This window comes from Streptomyces sp. NPDC030798, from assembly GCF_055572275.1.
Map to the genome: position 1 here is coordinate 158,617 of NZ_JBVIDR010000010.1, position 18,973 is coordinate 177,589.

Annotated in this window: 17 protein-coding genes; 12 read left to right on the forward strand and 5 right to left on the reverse strand. The window is 72.6% G+C overall.

Annotated features, from left to right (window positions below):
* Positions 1 to 75 precede the first annotated feature (75 nt).
* Complete coding sequence (locus tag ACZ404_RS23505) at positions 76 to 1,623, reverse strand: S1C family serine protease (RefSeq protein ID WP_468442909.1); 1,548 nt, start codon at positions 1,621 to 1,623, stop codon at positions 76 to 78.
* Between the two features lie 333 nt (positions 1,624 to 1,956).
* Here ACZ404_RS23505 and ACZ404_RS23510 point away from each other — a divergent pair, with 333 nt between their 5' ends.
* The 3 genes from ACZ404_RS23510 (at position 1,957) to ACZ404_RS23520 (ending at position 4,938) form a co-directional block, all read left to right on the forward strand.
* Complete coding sequence (locus tag ACZ404_RS23510; protein WP_468442911.1) at positions 1,957 to 2,808, forward strand: glycerophosphodiester phosphodiesterase; 852 nt, start codon at positions 1,957 to 1,959, stop codon at positions 2,806 to 2,808.
* A 204-nt stretch (positions 2,809 to 3,012) separates the two neighbouring features.
* Positions 3,013 to 3,651 carry an ATP-binding protein gene (locus tag ACZ404_RS23515; RefSeq protein WP_468442913.1) on the forward strand — a complete coding sequence of 213 codons (639 nt, stop codon included), beginning with the start codon at positions 3,013 to 3,015 and terminating at the stop codon, positions 3,649 to 3,651.
* A gap of 321 nt (positions 3,652 to 3,972) precedes the next feature.
* Positions 3,973 to 4,938 carry a DUF5926 family protein gene (locus tag ACZ404_RS23520; protein ID WP_468442915.1) on the forward strand — a complete coding sequence of 322 codons (966 nt, stop codon included), beginning with the start codon at positions 3,973 to 3,975 and terminating at the stop codon, positions 4,936 to 4,938.
* 244 nt (positions 4,939 to 5,182) lie between these two features.
* Here the strand turns inward: ACZ404_RS23520 and ACZ404_RS23525 are convergent, their stop codons facing one another.
* Complete coding sequence (locus ACZ404_RS23525; RefSeq protein ID WP_468442917.1) at positions 5,183 to 5,791, reverse strand: hypothetical protein; 609 nt, start codon at positions 5,789 to 5,791, stop codon at positions 5,183 to 5,185.
* Positions 5,792 to 5,846: 55 nt separating this feature from the next.
* Positions 5,847 to 6,512: a bifunctional DNA primase/polymerase gene (locus ACZ404_RS23530; protein ID WP_468442919.1), complete on the reverse strand. Its 666-nt coding sequence runs from the start codon at positions 6,510 to 6,512 to the stop codon at positions 5,847 to 5,849.
* Positions 6,513 to 7,117: 605 nt separating this feature from the next.
* Between ACZ404_RS23530 and ACZ404_RS23535 the strand changes: the two genes are divergently transcribed.
* Positions 7,118 to 8,530 (forward strand): PP2C family protein-serine/threonine phosphatase, encoded by a 1,413-nt coding sequence (locus ACZ404_RS23535; protein WP_468442921.1) that lies wholly within the window; start codon positions 7,118 to 7,120, stop codon positions 8,528 to 8,530.
* A 148-nt stretch (positions 8,531 to 8,678) separates the two neighbouring features.
* Positions 8,679 to 10,184, forward strand: coding sequence for an aminopeptidase P family protein (locus ACZ404_RS23540; protein WP_468442923.1), 1,506 nt, complete (start codon positions 8,679 to 8,681; stop codon positions 10,182 to 10,184).
* Between the two features lie 66 nt (positions 10,185 to 10,250).
* Here ACZ404_RS23540 and ACZ404_RS23545 read toward each other — a convergent pair whose 3' ends face one another.
* On the reverse strand, positions 10,251 to 10,823 hold the full coding sequence (locus ACZ404_RS23545; protein ID WP_468442925.1) for a GNAT family N-acetyltransferase: 573 nt from the start codon (positions 10,821 to 10,823) through the stop codon (positions 10,251 to 10,253).
* A 57-nt stretch (positions 10,824 to 10,880) separates the two neighbouring features.
* Positions 10,881 to 11,327 (reverse strand): ATP-binding protein, encoded by a 447-nt coding sequence (locus tag ACZ404_RS23550; RefSeq protein WP_468442927.1) that lies wholly within the window; start codon positions 11,325 to 11,327, stop codon positions 10,881 to 10,883.
* Between the two features lie 299 nt (positions 11,328 to 11,626).
* On the opposite strand from ACZ404_RS23550, the gene ACZ404_RS23555 reads away from it, so the two are divergent.
* The 7 genes from ACZ404_RS23555 to pheA all read left to right on the forward strand — a co-directional run bounded on the left by ACZ404_RS23555 (position 11,627) and on the right by pheA (position 18,881).
* Complete coding sequence (locus tag ACZ404_RS23555; protein WP_468442929.1) at positions 11,627 to 12,463, forward strand: hypothetical protein; 837 nt, start codon at positions 11,627 to 11,629, stop codon at positions 12,461 to 12,463.
* Between the two features lie 130 nt (positions 12,464 to 12,593).
* Complete coding sequence (locus ACZ404_RS23560) at positions 12,594 to 13,346, forward strand: YcnI family copper-binding membrane protein (protein ID WP_468442931.1); 753 nt, start codon at positions 12,594 to 12,596, stop codon at positions 13,344 to 13,346.
* A 91-nt stretch (positions 13,347 to 13,437) separates the two neighbouring features.
* Positions 13,438 to 14,091 (forward strand): SCO family protein, encoded by a 654-nt coding sequence (locus ACZ404_RS23565; RefSeq protein ID WP_468442933.1) that lies wholly within the window; start codon positions 13,438 to 13,440, stop codon positions 14,089 to 14,091.
* Positions 14,088 to 14,543, forward strand: a complete 456-nt coding sequence (locus ACZ404_RS23570) for a copper chaperone PCu(A)C (RefSeq protein ID WP_468442935.1) — start codon at positions 14,088 to 14,090, stop codon at positions 14,541 to 14,543. The genes ACZ404_RS23565 and ACZ404_RS23570 overlap by 4 nt, the downstream gene beginning before the upstream one ends.
* Positions 14,544 to 14,556: 13 nt before the next feature.
* Entirely contained in the window at positions 14,557 to 16,536 is a 1,980-nt protein-coding gene (locus ACZ404_RS23575) for a copper resistance CopC/CopD family protein (RefSeq protein ID WP_468442937.1), read from the forward strand.
* 8 nt (positions 16,537 to 16,544) lie between these two features.
* Positions 16,545 to 17,828: an iron uptake transporter deferrochelatase/peroxidase subunit gene (gene efeB / locus ACZ404_RS23580; RefSeq protein ID WP_468442939.1), complete on the forward strand. Its 1,284-nt coding sequence runs from the start codon at positions 16,545 to 16,547 to the stop codon at positions 17,826 to 17,828.
* 120 nt (positions 17,829 to 17,948) lie between these two features.
* Complete coding sequence (pheA, locus tag ACZ404_RS23585; RefSeq protein WP_468442941.1) at positions 17,949 to 18,881, forward strand: prephenate dehydratase; 933 nt, start codon at positions 17,949 to 17,951, stop codon at positions 18,879 to 18,881.
* Positions 18,882 to 18,973 lie beyond the last annotated feature (92 nt).

Sequence of the window (18,973 nt, forward strand, 5' to 3'; positions counted from 1 at the left end):
ACGGTGCGGGGGCGGGGGGCCTGCGGGGGTCTTGGGGGGGTGCCGGCTCCCTCACGGAGAGGGGCACCCCTGCCGTCAGCTGTCGCCCACTCGGGAGCCCAGGGTGACGGTGACCGTGTGTTCCTGGCCGCCGCGCTTGTACGTCAGGGTGACCTTGTCGCCGGGCTTGTGCGTCCAGATCTCGCCGATCAGGGTCGGGCCGCTGTCGATCACCGTGTCGTCCAGCTTGGTGATGACGTCGCCCGGCTTGAGGCCGGCCTTGTCGGCCGGGCCGCCCGACTCGACCGCGGCGGAGCCGGCCGCACCCGTGTCGGTGATCTTCGCCCCGGAGGTGGTGTCCTCCAGGGAGACCGACGCGCCGATCTTGGCGTACACCGGCTTGCCGGTCTTGATCAGCTGCTGGGCGACGTACTTCGCCTGGTTGATCGGGATCGCGAAGCCCAGGCCGATCGAGCCGGACTGGCCCGAGCCGAAGCCGCCGCTGCCCGTGGACTGGATCGCGGAGTTGATGCCGATCACCGCGCCGGAGGCGTCCAGCAGCGGGCCGCCCGAGTTGCCGGGGTTGATCGACGCGTCGGTCTGCAGCGCGCTCATGTACGACGCCTTGCTGCTGGAGCTGCCGTCGCTGGAGGCCACGGGGCGGTTCTTGGCACTGATGATGCCCGTGGTGACCGTGTTGGACAGGCCGAACGGCGCGCCGATGGCGATCGTCTCGTCGCCCACGGCCACCTTGTCGGAGTCGCCGAGGGCGAGCGGGTTGAGGTCCGACGGCGCGTTCTTCAGCTTGATGACCGCGACGTCGTAGCCCTGCGCGTGGCCCACGATCTCCGCGTCGTACTTCTTGCCGTTGGGGAAGGTGGCCGTGAGCTTGCCGCCGTCGACCGCGTCCGCCACCACGTGGTTGTTGGTGACGATGTGACCCTGCTTGTCGAAGACGAACCCGGTGCCCGTGCCGCCCTCGCCGCTGTTGCTCTCCGCCTCGATGGTGACGGTGCTGGGCAGCGCCCGGGCGGCCACGTTGGCGATCGTGCCGGGGGCGCGCTTGACCTGGGAGGCGCTGCTGTCGGAGGCGGAGACCGTGGTGGAGCCGCTGCTGTCGCTGTCCTTGGCCAGCGTGTAGCCGATGCCGCCGCCCAGGCCGCCCGCGACCAGCGCGGCCACCAGGACCGCGGCGACCAGCCCGCCGCGCCCGTTGCGGGGCTTGGGGGCGGGCTGCTGGTACGACGCTCCCCAGCCGCCGCCCGCGCCACCGGCGCCGCCGGCGCCGTACGAGGGCGTGCCCGGCGGCGGGGGCGGCCAGGAACCGTCGGAAGCCGGGCCGCCGCCGTACGGTGCCGACCCGCCGTACGGCTGGTGCGCGTCGGGGCCCGGGCCGCCGTGCGCCTGGTGGGCCTCCGGGCCGGGGCCGGCGGCGTGGGCCGCGTCGGCCGGGGCGGGGGCCCCTGCTGCGGGCGCCGTGCCCTGCTCCGGGGTGCCGGGGGCGTCGGGCACCGGCGGGAGCGGAGCCGTCGGCGCACTCCCGTCGGGCGCTGGGCCCTGCGGGGAAGCAGCGGGAGATGCCACCGGCACGGGAGGTGCGGACGGGGCCTGGGGTACCTCGTTGCCCTCGTTCTCGGTGCTCACAGCTCTTCTCCTCGATCCACGGCTGTTGTTCTGGGTCGCACTGGGTCACACTCGCTCATGCTCGTTCACGCTCGTCGCGGCGTGTACGTCGTCGCCCGTGAAACCGGGCCCCGCGCGATACAGCTGTGCATGCTTTCGTGTTCCTGTTGTATGCAGTCAGCTTTTCCCACGGGCCGTCAGAGCACCATAAGCGGTCGCTGTGGGTCCGGGACCACTCTTTATATAGGATCTTTCCGACAAACGTTATGTGAACGAGCAGCACGGGTGCCACCGTTCGCCGCGCGGGCGGACCGTGCCGCCCCGGGTGCCCGGCGGTGGTGGCACCATGACGCGGTGACCCACGCACCACAGCACCCCGTCGAGGCCGAGCACACCATCCAGGTCGTCGCCCACCGGGGGGCCTCCGAGGATGCGCCCGAGCACACCCTCGCCGCGTACCGGAAGGCGATCGAGGACGGGGCGGACGCCCTGGAGTGCGACGTCCGGCTGACCGCCGACGGCCACCTGGTCTGCGTGCACGACCGGCGGGTGAACCGTACCTCCAACGGCCGCGGAGCGGTCTCCGCCCTGGAGCTGGCCGACCTCGCCGCCCTGGACTTCGGGTCCTGGAAGACACGCGAGGCCTGGCGCGGGCGCGACGAGGAACCCGACTGGGAGCACCCGCCGGAGGACCCGGCGGCCACCTCCGTCCTCACCCTGGAGCGGCTGCTGGAGCTGGTCTCGGACGCCGGGCGGCGGGTGGAGCTGGCCATCGAGACCAAGCACCCCACGCGCTGGGCGGGGCAGGTCGAGGAGCGGCTGCTGCACCTGCTGAAGCGCTTCGGCCTGGACGCGCCGCGCTCGGCCGCCGAGTCCCAGGTGCGGATCATGAGCTTCTCGGCCCGCTCGCTGCACCGCGTGCACGCGGCCGCGCCGACGCTGCCGACGGTGTACCTGATGCAGTTCGTCTCGCCCCGGCTGCGCGACGGGCGGCTGCCGGCGGGCGTACGGATCGCGGGGCCCTCGCTCCGCATCGTGCGCAACCATCCGGCCTATGTGGAGCGGCTGAAAAGGGCCGGTCACCAGGTCCATGTCTGGACCGTGAACGAGCCCGAGGACGTCGCCCTCTGCGTCGGGCTGGGCGTCGACGCCATCATCACCAACCGCCCGCGCGCGGTGCTGCGGCAGCTCGGCCGCGGGGAGTGACACAAGGAAAAGGAGAGGCGGCGCACAGAGGAGTGACATAAAGAGCCGCGTAAGGACCGGCTCACACCTCTTGACCCGGGCGCCGCGCTCCAGCATTCTCCGTTCCGGCCACACCAACGAAATCCAGCCACACGATGACTGATCAGTGACAGGCCCGTCACAAGGAGTGCTCCGGCGCGTTCGCTCCGTAAGAGGGCGTTGCGAATGCGTCAGCGGAAGGGGATTGGCCGGTTTCCGGTACAGGCCAATGGGGCATCCACACCGTGGCGTGGGGCAAAGGAGGTCTCGGGGGTGGCGTTGGTGGTGGCACAGGAGGTGCCCACGTCGTCGAGCATGGCCGTACCCCATGGTCCTGCGGGCGTGGGGACGGCGCGGCACCGGATGCGGGCGCAACTGCGCAGCGGCGGGGTGTCGGAATCGGTCATCGACGACGCCGTACTGATCCTTTCCGAGCTCTTGAGCAACGCCTGCAAACACGGGCGGCCCCTCGGTGACGCTCCGGCCGGGGACGGCGATGTGCGGGCCGCGTGGCGGGTGGACCCGCGGGGGCGGCTGATCGTGGAGGTGACGGACGGCGGCGGCCCGACCCGCCCGGCTCCGGCCACTCCCTCGGTCACCGCGCACGGCGGTCGGGGGCTGAACATCATCACGGCACTCGCCGACGACTGGGGCGTCCGGGACGACGTCCAGGGCGAGGTGACGGTCTGGGTCGTGGTCCACGCGGACGTTCACGATCCCGATGCGGGGCGTCATCGCGGAGGTTTCGCTACGCGCGTCACGTCCGCCGCGGTCCCGGCCCTGGCCGAACTGGACTTCGCGGACGCACTGGACGAGCTGGGCTGAGGCGGCTTCCCTCCGGGACCGGGGCGCCCCTGCGAGCTGCGTCGCGCGGGCCGTGCCGGTCACCGGTGCGCGACAGGCATCGGACGGCGGCAGGGGCCACCGCCGGGCAATCGCCGGTGCACGGGCATCGGCAGGCAGCCTCAGCCTCGACCGACGCGGCGAGGAGGGCCGGCACGCCGCCCCTCCGGCATCCGCGCCCCCGCCCGACTCACCTCACCCGCCGCCCGCCACGTGTCCCTTCTCCACAGGTTCCCGCCGGTCATCGCGCGAGCGACTAGGCTCCCGCCCGTACGAGACGAGCCGTAACCGGGAGACCCCACGATGGCCAAGAAGCGACCCCAGACGAAGGCCAAGCGCCCGCAGCTCACGGACCAGGAGATCCCGGTGGTCGGCGCCCGCGAGCCCTGCCCCTGCGGCAGCGGCCGGCGTTACAAGGCGTGTCACGGCCGGGCCGCCGCGCACGCCGTGACCGAGCTGGTGCACCGCCCGTTCGAGGGGCTGCCCGGCGAGTGCGACTGGGTGGCGCTGCGCGAGCTGGTCCCGGCCGCCACGGTGGAGCTGGCGCTCCGCGGCGGCCTGCCCGAGGGCGTCCCGTCGGTCACGCTGGCGACGGTGCTGCCGATGGCCTGGCCGGCGCTGCGCCGGGACGACGGCTCGGTCCTGATCGGCCTGCAGAACGACACGTCCTCCGGTGACATCAGCCGGGACCTCGCCGACACGCTCCAGCGCGCGCTCGTCGCCGAACCCGGCACGCCGGTGCAGGGCCGCCGCGCCCCCGCCGACGGCCCGCGGCTGCAGGACCTGCTCGACCCGGAAGGCGCGTTCGAGCCAGTTGTGCACAGCGGCTTCGAATTCTGGGTGCCGGACGCGGAGAACGCCACGCCGGAGGTGGCCGCCTCCCTGGAGCGTGCCAACGCGGCCGCGATCCCGACCGCGAAGCTGTCCGGTGTGGACGCCGCGTACTGGTGCGAGACCCCGGAGAAGAACCACCTGCGCTGGGTCATGCCGCACGAGGAGGAGCAACTTCTGGACGCTCTCGCCCGGCTGCACGCGGCGGGCGGTGCCGGCCTCGGCGAGGGCACCCGGCTGGTGGGTTCCTTCCGTGCTCACGGGCTCACGGTGCCGGTCTGGGACCTGCCGCGCGGGGTCACGGCCGACGACGTGGAGAAGCCGGCCGCCGAGTTCGCCGAGCGGCTCGCCGCCGCCCTCGCGGTCACCGAACCGCTCACGCCCGAGGAGCGCCGGGCACGCGGCGGACTGACCAACCGGCAGGTCACGCTCAGCTGAGGACCGCTCGCGTGCGACTCGCGGCTGACTGACCGGTCAGCCGCGACGAACCCGCCCGAATCGGGTGACTCCGGTCACAACTCCCCGGCAGGGCAGGGAAATCGGTGTCCGAATAGCCGAGATCGAATTTGCGAACCGGCGATCTCTTGTTACGGTTCCAGTAGCCCGGTTGCTGGTGCATCCCCCGTCGCCAGCAACCGGGCCTTTCCATGCCCGCATGTGCTGTACAGGGCCGTGCGAGGCGTCAACTGCCCTTGGTCTGCGCGGAGTTGCTTCCGGAATGCAGCAGCAGCGGAGCGTCGCCCCCGTGCCGGGAGAACTCGGCGACGGCCGTGTAGGCGTCCATCGGGCCGCGGGTGCGCTCGCGGGGCGTCTCACAGGTGGCGGGCTCGTCGTCGGCGCCCGCGGGGCAGTGGATCTGAACGGTCCGGCCGCCCGGCCCCATCAGGGTCAGTACGGCGTCCACGGCCTCGCCGGTGGCGTTGCGGTAGTAGGTGCGCGCCCAGGTGTCGTCGCCCTGGGTCATCACACAGGTCTGCGCCTCGACGCCGTCCGGCGAGGACAGGTCGGGGCCGCACCGGGCGGCGGTGGCGAGGCCCAGGCCGAGCAGCAGCCCAGAGCGCGAGGGCGAGGCGGTGGGCGCCGCGGCGGACGGCTCCGGCCGTGCGGCCTCCCGCCCGTTCTTCTCCGTGAGCCCCGAGGACTCGCCCACCTGCCCCGCGGACGCCACGGCCCAGGGCAGCGCGACCGCGGCCGCCACGACACCGAACAGGGCGAGCAGCCGGAGCCTTCCGGGATCCGGAGCACCCCGGTGCGACGTCCGTGTGCGGTGACCCCCAGAGATGCGCAGCATGCAGCGGAAGATATCGGCCGGAAGCGGGCATCCGGCCCACCCGCGCCGGACACCCCTACAACTCGGGCGCGCTCACACCCGTACGAGTGAGGGCGTCGACCACCGCGTCGACGACGGCCTCCACGTCCGGCACCCAGGGGGCGGCCGAACCGGGCAGCGGGGCGCGCTCCCAGCGGACGGCGCCCTGGCCGGTCTCGGAGGGAGGCAGGGCGAGATAGCCGCCCTCGCCGTGGAAGCGGAGCGATCCGGGGACGAAGTCCTTGGCGTAGAGCAGTTCGCCGAGCTGCTCCATGGAGTACGGCTTGACGAGCACCGCCCAGCGGGACGGCGCGGCGATCACCGGGCCCAGGCGCATGCCCCACCGGTCGAGCAGGTCGAGGGCGCGGGCGGCGGCGGGCGCCGGCAGGCTGACGGCGCAGGGCGCGCTGCCGCCGGTGGCGAGGACGATGGGCGCGGCCGGGCGGTTGGTCCACCACCAGCGCACCATGCGCGCGTCGGTGGTGGCCGCGAGCAGGCCGGGGTCGAAGGGGTGGGCACCGGGCACCGTGCACTCCGGGTCGGGGCAGGCGCAGCCGGCCCGTCCCTGCGGGTCCGGGGCCACACCCGGGAGTACGGGCCACTGCCATTCCGTCGCGAAGGTCAGGGCCGCGCCGATCAGCTCAGGCCTCCGGCCGTTCCGCCTGGACAGGAGCCTGCGTCGCCTTCCGAGGATCTCGCGCATGAGCGCTCGTTCCTTTCCGTTGCACCGCTGGCAACACCGTGGACCACATCACACCATGTGTCGATCACTTCACTGTGCGTACCTAATGGCGCATCACACCCCTGCGCCGGCAGGGGGAACCCCAGGGGGTCGAGCAGTTGGCCGCGTCCTTGGTGCGTCTGTCTTGAGCACGGGTGCGGCGCGGGGGTGGCGAAGTATGGCGTTTTACGTCGCGCGTATTTCTCTTCGCCTCCGCCACGGGAGGATGGGGCTCGGCCGTCGGTGGTTATGACGCCCGGGTCCGTCGCCAGGTTCCGGGTGGCCCCCAACCACCCCTGGCCTTCACCGAGTACGTACCCATCACGACCGCTGTGACGCTCCGTGGAGCAAGGCCAGTCGACCGCAATGAACCGATACCCGAGGCAGTTTCAAGCCAACTTGGCAGTAAGGCAAGGGTTTCGGGAGAAACACACTTCAGGCCCATGGACACCAGGAATCCCCGCAGGACAATGCTGGACATCCCCTCACGAGTGCGTGTACATGTGGAGACACTGCTAGCGGCGCAGAATGACATGGGGGTTTGCGATGCTTTTGAGCAATACGCACCGGTCTGAAGGCCGGGCGCCATGAACGCCCCGCATCCCCCGAAAGTGGCTGGAATCGATCCAACGGTTCCCACTCCCGCCCACACTGTCGCGCCCGCATCCTCCGTCTCGGGCGCCGGGGCCTCCCCGGACCCCGCACCTCCTGTCACCGCCGCCCCCGTCCCCACCGGCCCCGCGCCCGGCACCCTGCTCCAGGACCGGCTGGCCGGCTGGGTCTCCGACCTGACGACGCTGCACGAACTCACCGAACGCCTCTCCCGCACCCGCACCCTCGAGTCCGCCCTCCAGGAGCTGCTGCGCGCCGGGTCCGCCCTCGTCGGCGCCCGCCGCGGCCTGGTCGCGCTGGAACCCGGCGACGGGCGCGGCCCCCGCACCACCCTCGGCCTCGGGCTCGGCCGCGCCGATCTCGGCCATCTGGAGACCGTGCCGCGCGGCTCGCTGCCCTACGACCCCGGCGCCGCCACCGAGATCGTCCATCCCGACCTGTTCGCCGAGGACGGCCTCGACCCGCGCCACCGCGAGGTCGCCGCCCGCCTCGGCTACGCCGCCAGCTACGCGCTCCCCCTGACGACCGAGTCCGCCGGCCGCCTCGGCACCGCCGTCTGGCTCTACGACGAGCCCGCCGAACCGGACGAGCGCCGCCGCCACCTCGCCGGCCTGTACGTCCGGCATGCCGCCGAGCACCTCGCCCTGCTGCTGGAGGTGGAGCGCACGCGTGCGTGGACGGCGACGCTCGCCGAGGAGCTGCTGCCCTCCCGGCTGCCCCGGGTGCCCGGCGTGCAGCTCGCCGCCCGGCACCGCACCGGCCCGCGCGGCGGCGGCGACTGGTACGACGCGCTGCCCCTGCCCGACGCCGCCCTGGGTCTGTCCGTCGGCTCGGTCACGGGCTCCGGGCCGAGCGCCGTGGCCGCCATGGGCCGGCTGCGCGCCTCCCTGCGCGCCTACGCCGTGATGGAGGGCGAGGACCCGGTCGCCGTACTGTCCGACCTGGAGCTGCTGCTGCGGCTGACCGAGCCCGCCCGCTCGGCCACCGCCCTGTTCGCCTACTGCGAGCCGGCGCTGCGCAAGGTCACCCTGGCCGGTGCCGGGCACAGCCCGCCCCTGCTGATCGGCGAGCGGCGCACCGAGTTCGCCGAGACCTCCGTCTCCGCGCCGCTCGGCATGCTCGCCTGCTGGGAGGCGCCGAGCGTGGAGGTCCAGGCCGAGGCGGGCGAGACGGTTCTGCTCTACACCGACGGGCTGCTGCACCGCACCGGCGACCCCATGGACCGCGCCTTCGCCCGGCTGCACGCGGCCGCCGCGAGCATCCCGCGCACGCTGCGCCACGATCCGGGGGCGGTCGCCGACCATGTGCTGCGCACCGTCCTGCCGGACGGCCTCGACCGGACGGAGAGCCCGGAGGACGTGGTCCTGCTGGCGGCCCGCTTCGACTGAGGACACCGGCCCGGGCGCCCCGGCCGCACCTGGCATGACCGGGCATAACAGCGCCGCGCGCCCCGGGCCGCCCCTGGTACGACCGTACGATGATGGAGGTCCCCGCTCGGCCACAAGCAGGAGCGTCGCGGGCCCGGGGGGAGATCACATGCGTACCGAGGAGGATCACGTGTCCGACGAGCTCAACCCGGCCGTGCCCGATTCCGCCACCGCGGAGGGCCCGGAGACCGACGCCGAGGAGACCGTCAAGCAGCGCAAGAACGGCCTGTACCCGGGCGTCTCCGACGAACTGGCGGAGAACATGAAGTCCGGGTGGGCCGACACCGAGCTGCGCGGCCTGGAGCCGATCGCCCAGGCCGCCGAGACCGCCCGCCGCCGGGCCGCGCTCTCCGCCCGCTTCCCCGGCGAGCGGCTCGTCATTCCGGCGGGCAACCTGAAGACCCGCTCCAACGACACGGAGTACCCCTTCCGCGCCTCGGTCGAGTACGCCTACCTCACCGGCAACCAGACCGAGGACGGCGTCCTGGTCCTGGAGCCCACGGCGGACGGCCACCAGGAGACGATCTACCTCCTGCCCCGCTCCGACCGGGAGAACGGCGAGTTCTGGCTCTCCGGCCACGGCGAGCTGTGGGTCGGCCGCCGCCACTCCCTCACCGAGTCCGAGGCGCTGTACGGCATCCCCGCCGCCGACGTGCGCGAGCTGGCGGACACGCTGCGCGAGGCCACCGGCCCGGTGCGCGTCGTGCGCGGCTACGACGCCGGCATCGAGGCCGCCCTGACCGACAAGGTCACCGGCGAGCGCGACGAGGAGCTGCGCGTCTTCCTCTCCGAGATGCGGCTGATCAAGGACGAGTTCGAGATCGGCGAGCTGCAGAAGGCCGTCGACTCCACCGTGCGCGGCTTCGAGGACGTGGTGAAGGTCCTCGACCGGGCCGAGGCGACGAGCGAGCGCTACATCGAGGGCACGTTCTTCCTCCGCGCGCGCGTGGAGGGCAACGACATCGGCTACGGCTCCATCTGCGCGGCCGGCCCGCACGCCTGCACGCTGCACTGGGTGCGCAACGACGGCCCGGTCCGCTCCGGCGAGCTGCTCCTGCTGGACGCGGGCGTGGAGACGCACACGCTGTACACCGCCGACGTCACGCGCACGCTGCCGATCAACGGCCGCTACAGCGAGCTGCAGAAGAAGATCTACGACGCCGTGTACGACGCCCAGGAGGCCGGCATCGCGGCGGTGAAGCCGGGCGCCAAGTACCGCGACTTCCACGACGCGGCCCAGCGCGTGCTCGCCGAGCGGCTCGTCGCCTGGGGTCTGCTCGAGGGCCCGGTCGAGCGGGTCCTGGAGCTGGGCCTGCAGCGCCGCTGGACGCTGCACGGCACCGGCCACATGCTCGGCCTGGACGTCCACGACTGCGCGGTCGCGCGGACCGAGACGTACGTGGACGGCACGCTGGAGCCGGGCATGGTCCTCACCGTCGAGCCGGGCCTGTACTTCCAGGCCGACGACCTGACGGTCCCGGAGGAGTACCGGGGCATCGGCGTCCGCATCGAGGACGACATCCTCGTCACCGAGGACGGCAACCGGAACCTCTCGGCCGGCCTCCCGCGCCGTTCCGACGAGGTCGAGGCGTGGATGGCGTCGCTGAAGGGCTGAGACACCCCGACGGCCGGGCACCGCGAGGTGCCCGGCCGCCGGCATGCCCGGGTCCCGGGAGCGGGGCTAGGGAACGGGCGCTTCGTCGTGCAGTACGCGCTGGAAGAGCCGGCAGTCCCGCCAGCTGCCGTTGATGTGCAGGTAGCGGGGTGCCAGGCCGATCGGTTCGAACCCGCACTTGGCCAGCACCCGCTGCGAACCGGTGTTCTCGACCAGCGTGGACGCCTCGATCCGGTGCAGCCCGACCGTGTCCCGGGCGATCCGGCACACCCGCTCCACCGCGGCGCTCGCCAGCCCCCTGTTCTGCTGGTCGGCGGCGACCCAGTACCCGAGCGAGGAACTGCAGAAGGGCCCGTGGGAGATCCCGGTCAGGTTGACCGCCCCGACGATCCGCCCCTCCGGAGCCTCGAGCACCCAGGGCACCACGGTCCCCGCGGCGCACTGCCGGAGCAGCCCGTCGATGCGCTCGGCCTGGCCCTCGGGGGTGAAGAAGGACTCCGGTCTGACCGGCTCCCACGGTGCGAGGTGTGCGCGGTTCTCCGTGTAGGCGGCGGCGAGGGCGACGGCGTCCGCCGCGGCGAGCGGACGCAGCACGATCCCGCCCGCCAGGTTCTCGTGAGCCGGCGCTTCGGCATCCATGCACGCACCATAACGGCCGGGTGCCGGAACCCCTCGGCCCTGCCCGACTCCTCGGGGCTACAGGGCGATCAGGTGGGCGTCCTTCCGCCACTTGAGGATCTTGTCGAAACTGACGACGGTTCCGCCCCGGCCCGGCTTCGCGCCGATGTGGACGTGATCGGCGAGTTCTCTGATCAGACCGAGCCCGCGGCCGTGCTCGGCGTCCGGGCGGGCGAGCCGTATGTCCGGGGGACGGGGGAAGCCGGGGCCCGAGTCGGTGACCTCGATGCGGCATCTCTCGCCGTCCAGATAGGCGGTCACGCGATACGCCTCACAGGCGCCGCCGTCGGTGGTGTCGCCACCGTGCTCCACGGCGTTCGCGCAGGCCTCGGTGAGGGCGACGGAGAGGTCGTAGGAGACGTCGGGGTCGACGCCCGCCGTCTCCATGGTGCCCACCAGCAACCGCCGGGCGAGCGGCACGCTCGCGGCGTCGCGGCGCAGATGGAGTGACCACCAGATGCTCATGCTCCAGCCTCCTGGCCGCGGCTCGACATACCGTTACGTATTGCCGCGCGTGCGCGGCCGTAAGCACACCGTTCACGTGACGCCGCCCATACAGTCGATGTGCGCCGGGAGAAATCGGTGTATGGAGGGCGACTTCCCGCACGGATTCCGGGCATCTTTCCCATTGCTCCGCACACGGAGCGTGATCTTCCGGTCGTGGCGGGCGGTTCTCCCGGTGGCGGCGGCCACTGTCTCACCGTGACGCGATTCCGCCACCTGCCGCGGGGCGCGGTGCGGACCAGTGGGATGATGAGGCCGCCATGACTGCCCCCCACGCGCGCACGGCGCGTCCCGGAGCCGGGCTCCGGATGCTGCGGGCCGCGGTGTTCGCCGCGGTCTGCGTCGTGCTGGCCGCCGCCGGGCACACCCTGGCCTCCTGCGCGCGCGTGCCCCTGTGGACGCTCGGCGCGGGATTCCTCGGCTCCCTGCTGATCGTGGCACCCCTCGCCGGACGGTCCCGCTCACTGCCGGGCATCGCCGCGCTGCTCGCGCTCGGCCAGAGCGTGCTGCACACGCTGTTCGGGCTGAGCCAGCACGGGGCGGCCACCGCGATGGGCGCCATGCCGGCGGGCTCGCCGGACGCCTCGCTGAGCAACGGCGCGCTCGTCGAGCGGGCCACCCGGCTCCTGTGCGGATCCAGCCCGTCGGCGCTCACCCCCGGGCACGCCTACCGCCTGCTGCTGGACGCCCACCTCATCGACTCCGCGGGCCGGCCCGCGGGCTCCATGCCGGCCATGGCGCACATGGGCGACGCCACCGGCTCCTCGGCGTCACTGCTGCCCTCCCTGCCGATGCTGCTCGGCCACGTCCTCGCTGCGGTCGCCGCGGGCTGGTTGCTGCGCCGCGGCGACCTGGCCGTCCTGCGGCTGATCGAGCTGTCGGCGCACGGCGTCGCCGAGGGGGCGCTCGTACGATCCCTGCGCGCGGCGCTCGCGCTGGCGCACGCCCTGTGCGCCGGGCTGCTGCCCGTCACCGAGCCGGGTCCGCGCGGCCCTCGTACCGCACAGGACGAGGCGCCCGCCCCGCACACCACCGCGCTCCAGCACACGGTGATCCGGCGCGGCCCGCCCGCCCCCGCCTTCCGTCTCGCCGCCTGACGCGACGCGACCACCACTCCACGCCGTCCGCGGGAGAGGGAGGCCGCCGTCGCGCGGCACGCGCGTGTGCACCCACCCGCGCGTATCTCTCCTCATCACCGGACCTCACTCAGAGTGGAGTGCTCCTGCCATGCAGGCTTCTCGTGTCGCCTCCCGTCTCGCCGCCGGCGCCGTCGCGGGCACGGCCGTGCTCGTCCTGTCCGCCCCCGCCTTCGCGCACGTCACCGTGCAGCCCGAGGGCAGCGCGGCCAAGGGCGGTTACGCGGTCGTGGACTTCAAGGTCCCCAACGAGCGCGACGACGCCTCGACCACCAAGCTCGAGGTGAACCTCCCCGCCGACCACCCGGTCGCCTCCGTCATGCCCCAGCCGGTTCCGGGCTGGAGCGTGCAGGTCACCAAGTCCAAGCTGGACAAGCCGCTGACGGTGCACGGCAAGAAGATCGACGAAGCCGTCACCAAGGTCACCTGGACCGCCGACGGCAAGGGCGTCCAGCCGGGCTACTTCCAGAAGTTCCCGCTCTCCCTCGGCGCCCTGCCCGAGGACACCGACCAGATGGTCTTCAAGGCGCTCCAGACGTACTCCGACAAGGAGGTCGTGCGCTGGATCGAGGTGTCGCAGGACGGCCGGGCCGAGCCGGAGAACCCGGCGCCGGTACTGGAGCTGTCCGCCGCCACCGACGACCATCACGGCACCTCGGCCGCCACGGACGCCTCCGACGCGACCGACGGCAAGAGCGACGCCAAGGGCGCGAGCACGGCCGCCGCCGACACGAGTGGCGGCAGTGACACCACCGCGCGCGTGCTCGGCGTGGTCGGCATCGCCGTCGGTGTCGCCGGCGTCGCCTACGGCGTCCTCGCCGGCCGTCGCCGCACCACCGTCTGAGCACCGCCGTTCCGCCCGCGCACGGGGGTCGTGCGACGCTGTCGTATGACCCCGGTGCGCGCCGGATATCTCACATCTGGGACATTTCTCTATGCGCAAGAAGACGTTCGCCGCGGCCGCGCTGCTCGCCGCCGCCACCCTCACCCTCTCCGCCTGCGGCAGCGGCGACGACAGCAAGTCGCCCGTCGCCGTGGTCTCCGAGGAGTCCGACTCGGGCAAGGCCGCGACCATCCTCGACCAGCCGTTCGAGAAGCCGGACCTGGTGCTCACCGACACGCACGGCAAGAAGTACGACCTGCGCGCGGAGACCAAGGGCCACCCGACGCTGATCTACTTCGGCTACACGCACTGCCCCGACATCTGCCCGACGACCATGAGCAACATCGCCGTGGCCAAGAAGGCGCTGCCCAGGGCAGAGCAGGACGACCTCCGGGTCGTCTTCGTCACGACCGACCCCGCCCGGGACACCCCCGCCGAGCTGGGCAAGTGGCTGAAGGGCATCGACCCGCAGTTCATCGGCCTGACCGGCGACTTCTCCACCATCCAGGCCGGCGCCCGCTCCCTCGGCATCTCCATCGAGCCGACGAAGAAGGACAAGAACGGCAAGGTCGTCTCCGTGCACGGCACCCAGGTCATCGCGTTCTCCCCGAAGACCGACGGCGGTTATGTCCTCTACGGCGAGGACGCCACGGTCGACGACTACACCAAGGACCTGCCCAAGCTCGTCGAGGGAGCCAAGCCGTGAGGCGTGCCCTCCTGCCGACGGCCGCGCTCACCGGCGCCCTCGCCCTCGCGGGGTGCGGCTCGGACTCCGGCTCGGCGAAGCCCGAGCTGTCCGTCAGCGGGGCCTACATGCCCCAGCCGGTCTCCGCCGACATGGCCGCCGGGTTCCTGACGATCAGCAACAAGGGCGGCGCCCGGGACTCGCTGACCTCGGTCACCAGCACGGTCGCCGGCCAGGTCACCATGCACAGCACCGTCGGCGGCGCCATGGAGGAGAAGGCCTCCTTCGCGATACCCGCGCACGGTCAACTCGTGTTCAAGAGCGGCGGCAACCATCTGATGTTCGAGAAGCTGAAGCGCAAGCCGCAGCAGGGTCAGAGGGTCACCGTGAAACTCACCTTCGCCAAGGCCGGGCCCGTCACCGTCGAGATGCCGGTGAAGTCCGCCACGTACAACCCGTCGACCGGCCACTGAGGGAGGGACCACCTTGACGCGGACCATCACCCCCCGCCTGCGCACCCTGGTGCTGCTGTTCCTAGCCGTCACCGGCGCGCTGCTCGCGGGTGCCGCTCCTGCCTCGGCGCATGCCGCGCTGACCGGCAGCGACCCCGCGCAAGGGGTGGTGGTCGACAAGGCACCCACCCAGGTGTCGCTCACCTTCTCCGAGAAGGTGGCGATGAACGACGACTCGCTGCAGGTTCTCGACCCCAAGGGCAAGAAGGTCGAGGTCGGCCCGCCGTCCAACGTGAGCGGTACGACGTACGCCGTGCGCCTCAAGAGCGGCCTGGCCAAGGGCACCTACACGGTCGCCTACCAGGTCGTCTCCGCGGACAGCCACCCCGTCTCCGGTGCCTACACCTTCTCCGTCGGGGCGCCCTCGCAGACCGTCGTCTCGGGCGTCGCCACGGCCGGCGGCGGAGTCGTCGGCGCGCTGTACGCCGCCGGGCGGTACGTGTCGTACGCCGGCTTCATCGTGCTGGCGGGCGGCGCCGCCTTCGTCCTCGCCTGCTGGCGGCGCGGCTCGGGCGTACGGGCCCTGCAGCGGCTCGTGGTCGGCGGCTGGCTCGCGCTCACCGCCGCCACCCTGTGGCTGCTGCTCCTGCGCGGCTCGTACACCGGCTCCGGGAAGCTCGGCGACGTCTTCGACCTGACCCTGCTCGGCCAGGTGCTGCAGACCAAGACCGGCGCGACCCTGGTCTCCCGGCTGCTGCTGCTCGCCGCCGCCGCGCTCTTCATCGCCGTCCTCTTCGGCGCCTACAACCGGCGCGAGGAGGGCGAGGAGAAGCGCGACCTGACCTTCGGACTCGCCATCGGCGGCGTGGTCGTGGCCGCCGGACTCGCGGCGAGCTGGGCCATGGCCGAGCACGCCTCCACCGGGCTCCAGCCCGGCATCGCCATGCCCGTCGACGTCGTCCACCTGCTGGCCGTCGCCGCCTGGCTGGGCGGCCTGACCGCCCTGCTCGTCGCGCTGTACCGGGCGCCCTCCGACACTCCCGTCGAGAGCGCGGCCGTCCAGCGCTTCTCCCGCGTGGCCTTCGGCTCCGTCCTCGCCCTGGTCGCCACCGGCACCTACCAGTCCTGGCGCCAGCTCGGCTCCTGGTCGGCGTTCACCGAGACCCGGTACGGCCTGCTGCTGCTGGTCAAGATCGCGCTGGTGGCGCTGCTCGTCGGCATCGCGTGGATCTCGCGGCGCTGGACGGGGCGGCTGGTGGACATCGCGGGGACCGACGAAAAGGGTGCGCGGAAGAAGGGGGAGGCGCCCGCGAAGGAGCACGTCTCCGCGTCCGCGGGCAAGGGCAGGGCCGCTGCCGTCGGCGAGGGCAAGGACAAGGGCGCCGGCGCCGGCAAGGGCACCGACACGGCGGCCGGTTCCGGTGACGGCAAGCGCGCCGCCCAGCTCGCCCGGCAGCGGGCCGCCGTCGACGCCGCACGCCGGAAGCGGCTGCGGGACGCCGACCCGAACCGCTTCGGCCTGCGCCGCTCGGTGCTCGCGGAGGCGGGCGTCGCGGTCGTGCTGCTCGCCGTCACCACCGCGCTCACCCAGACCGAGCCCGGCCGCACCGAGCAGGAGGCCAAGGCCGCCACCTCGTCGTCCTCGAGCTCCTCCGCGTCGTCCTCCTCGTCGGGCGCGGTGACCCTGGACATGCCGTTCGACACCGGCGGCACCGACGGCAAGGGCCTGGTCCGTCTCGACCTCGACCCCGCGCGCGTGGGCGGCAACGAGATGCACGTCTACGTGCAGCGGCCCAACGGCCGTGCCTTCGACGTCCCCGAGGTGAAGGTCGCCTTCACCCTGGAGGCCAAGAAGCTCGGGCCGCTCCCCGTGACCCCCGACCACATCACCACCGGCCACTGGGCGGCCGAAGGAGTGCAGATCCCCATGGCGGGCGACTGGAAGATCGCCGTGACCGTGCGCACCTCCGACATCGACCAGGTGACCGTGTCCAAGAACGCGCAGATCGGCTGAACCACACCATGCCCGACCAGTCCCTTCCCCAGGCCCGTCGGCCCGAGTCCGCGGTACCGGAACCCGCTGCCGACGGCGGCAGGGGCATCTCGCGTCGCGCCCTGATCGGCACCGCCGGGGCTACCGGCCTCGTGCTCGGCGCCGCCGGCGGAGCCGTGGGATACGCCGCCGCGCCGGCCGGGGCCACTCCGCTGACCTCGGTGGGCTCCGGCCGGGCGATGTTTCACGGGAAACATCAGCCCGGCATCACCGAGGGGCTGCAGGCCTGCGGCCATCTCGTCGCCTTCGACCTGACGGCGGGCGCGGGCCGCAAGGAGGCGGCTGCCCTGCTGCGCCGCTGGTCGACGACCGCCGAGCGGCTGATGGCGGGCGAGCCGGCACCGCACGACGACACCGACGTGGCCCGGGACGCGGGCCCGTCCTCACTGACGATCACCTTCGGCTTCGGCCACAGCTTCTTCGGCCGGACCGGGCTGGAGAAGCAGCGCCCCGGCGCCCTGGACCCGCTGCCCGACTTCTCCTCCGACCACCTGGACAAGGCGCGCAGCGACGGCGACCTGTGGGTGCAGATCGGCGCCGACGACGCCCTGGTCGCCTTCCACGCCCTGCGCGCGATCCAGAAGGATGCCGGTGCCGCCGCCCGCGTGCGCTGGCAGATGAACGGCTTCAACCGCAGCCCGGGCGCCACCGCCCACCCCATGACGGCCCGCAACCTCATGGGCCAGATCGACGGCACCCGCAACCCCAAGCCGGCCGACGCCGACTTCGACAAGCGGATCTTCGTGCCCGCCTCGGGCGAGCCCGCCTGGATGGCGGGCGGCTCCTACGCCGTCGTCCGCCGGATCCGCATGCTCCTCGACGACTGGGAGAAGCTGTCGCTGTCGGCCCAGGAGGCTGTCATCGGGCGCCGCAAGTCCAACGGGGCGCCGCTGTCCGGCGGCGACGAGACGACCCCGATGGACCTGGAGAAGACCGACGCCAAGGGCGCGTACGTCGTCCCGGTGAACGCGCACGCCCGGATCACCCGGCCCGACCAGAACGGCGGCGCGGCCCTGCTGCGGCGCCCCTTCTCCTACCACGACGGCTTCGACGCGGACGGCACACCCGACGCCGGACTGCTGTTCATCTGCTGGCAGGCGGACCCGCTGCGCGGCTTCGTACCGGTGCAGCGCAAGCTCGACCGCGGCGACGCGCTGTCGACGTTCATCCGGCACGAGGCGAGCGGCCTGTTCGCGGTGCCCGGCGGCGCGGCCGAGGGCGAGTACGTGGGGCAGCGGCTCCTGGAGGGGTGATCCGGACGCCTGGCGATCGGGCAAGGAGAAATTCACTCGTCCGGGCATTCAAACCACCCGGCCGAGTGGTGTTCATGAGACACGGAAGCCGCTTTCCCCTGCGGCCATTAGGGTGAGGACATGCCAGCGAGCTATGCGTATCTCGGTCCCGAGGGCACCTTCACGGAAGTCGCTCTGCGCACGCTTCCGGAGGCGGCCACCCGGGAGCTGATCCCGTACGTGTCGGTGCAGTCCGCGCTGGACGCGGTGCGGGCAGGCGAGGCCGAGGCCGCGTTCGTGCCGATCGAGAACTCCGTCGAGGGCGGCATCACCACCACCCTGGACGAGCTGGTCGCGGGCGAGCCGCTGATGATCTACCGCGAGGTGCTGCTGTCGATCACCTTCGCGCTGCTGGTCCGGCCGGGCACGAAGCTGTCCGACATCAAGACGGTCACCGCCCATCCGGCGGCCCAGCCGCAGGTGCGCAACTGGCTGAAGGCGAACCTGCCGGACGTCGCCTGGGAGTCGGCCGCCTCGAACGCGGACGGTGCCCGCCTCGTCCAGGAGGGCCGCTACGACGCCGCCTTCGCGGGCGAGTTCGCCGCCGCCCGGTACGGCCTGGAGGCCCTGGAGACCGAGATCCACGACGCGGAGAACGCGCAGACCCGGTTCGTGCTGGTCGGCCGCCCGGCCCGGCCCGCCGCGCCGACCGGTGCCGACAAGACCTCCGTGGTGCTGTGGCAGCGGGACGACCACCCGGGTGCCCTGCGGGATCTGCTCGGCGAGTTCGCCACCCGCGGGATCAACCTGATGCTGCTGCAGTCCCGGCCGACCGGCGCCGGCATCGGCAACTACTGCTTCTGCATCGACGCCGAGGGCCACATCTCCGACCGTCGGGTGGCCGAGGCGCTGATGGGGCTGAAGCGGATCTGCCTCCAGGTGCGTTTCCTGGGCTCCTACCCGCGCGCGGACATCCGGCAGGGCGAGGCGCGCCCCACCCTGCCGGGGACCTCCGACGGAGAGTTCGTGGCAGCGGCGGACTGGGTGGCGCGCTGCCAGGACGGCCGGTTCTAGTTATCCACAGGAGTTATCCACAGGTTCCCATCTCGACCTGGGGACAAGTCGACAACACCGGGCGACTCGGTCGACAAATCACCCTGTGGCTC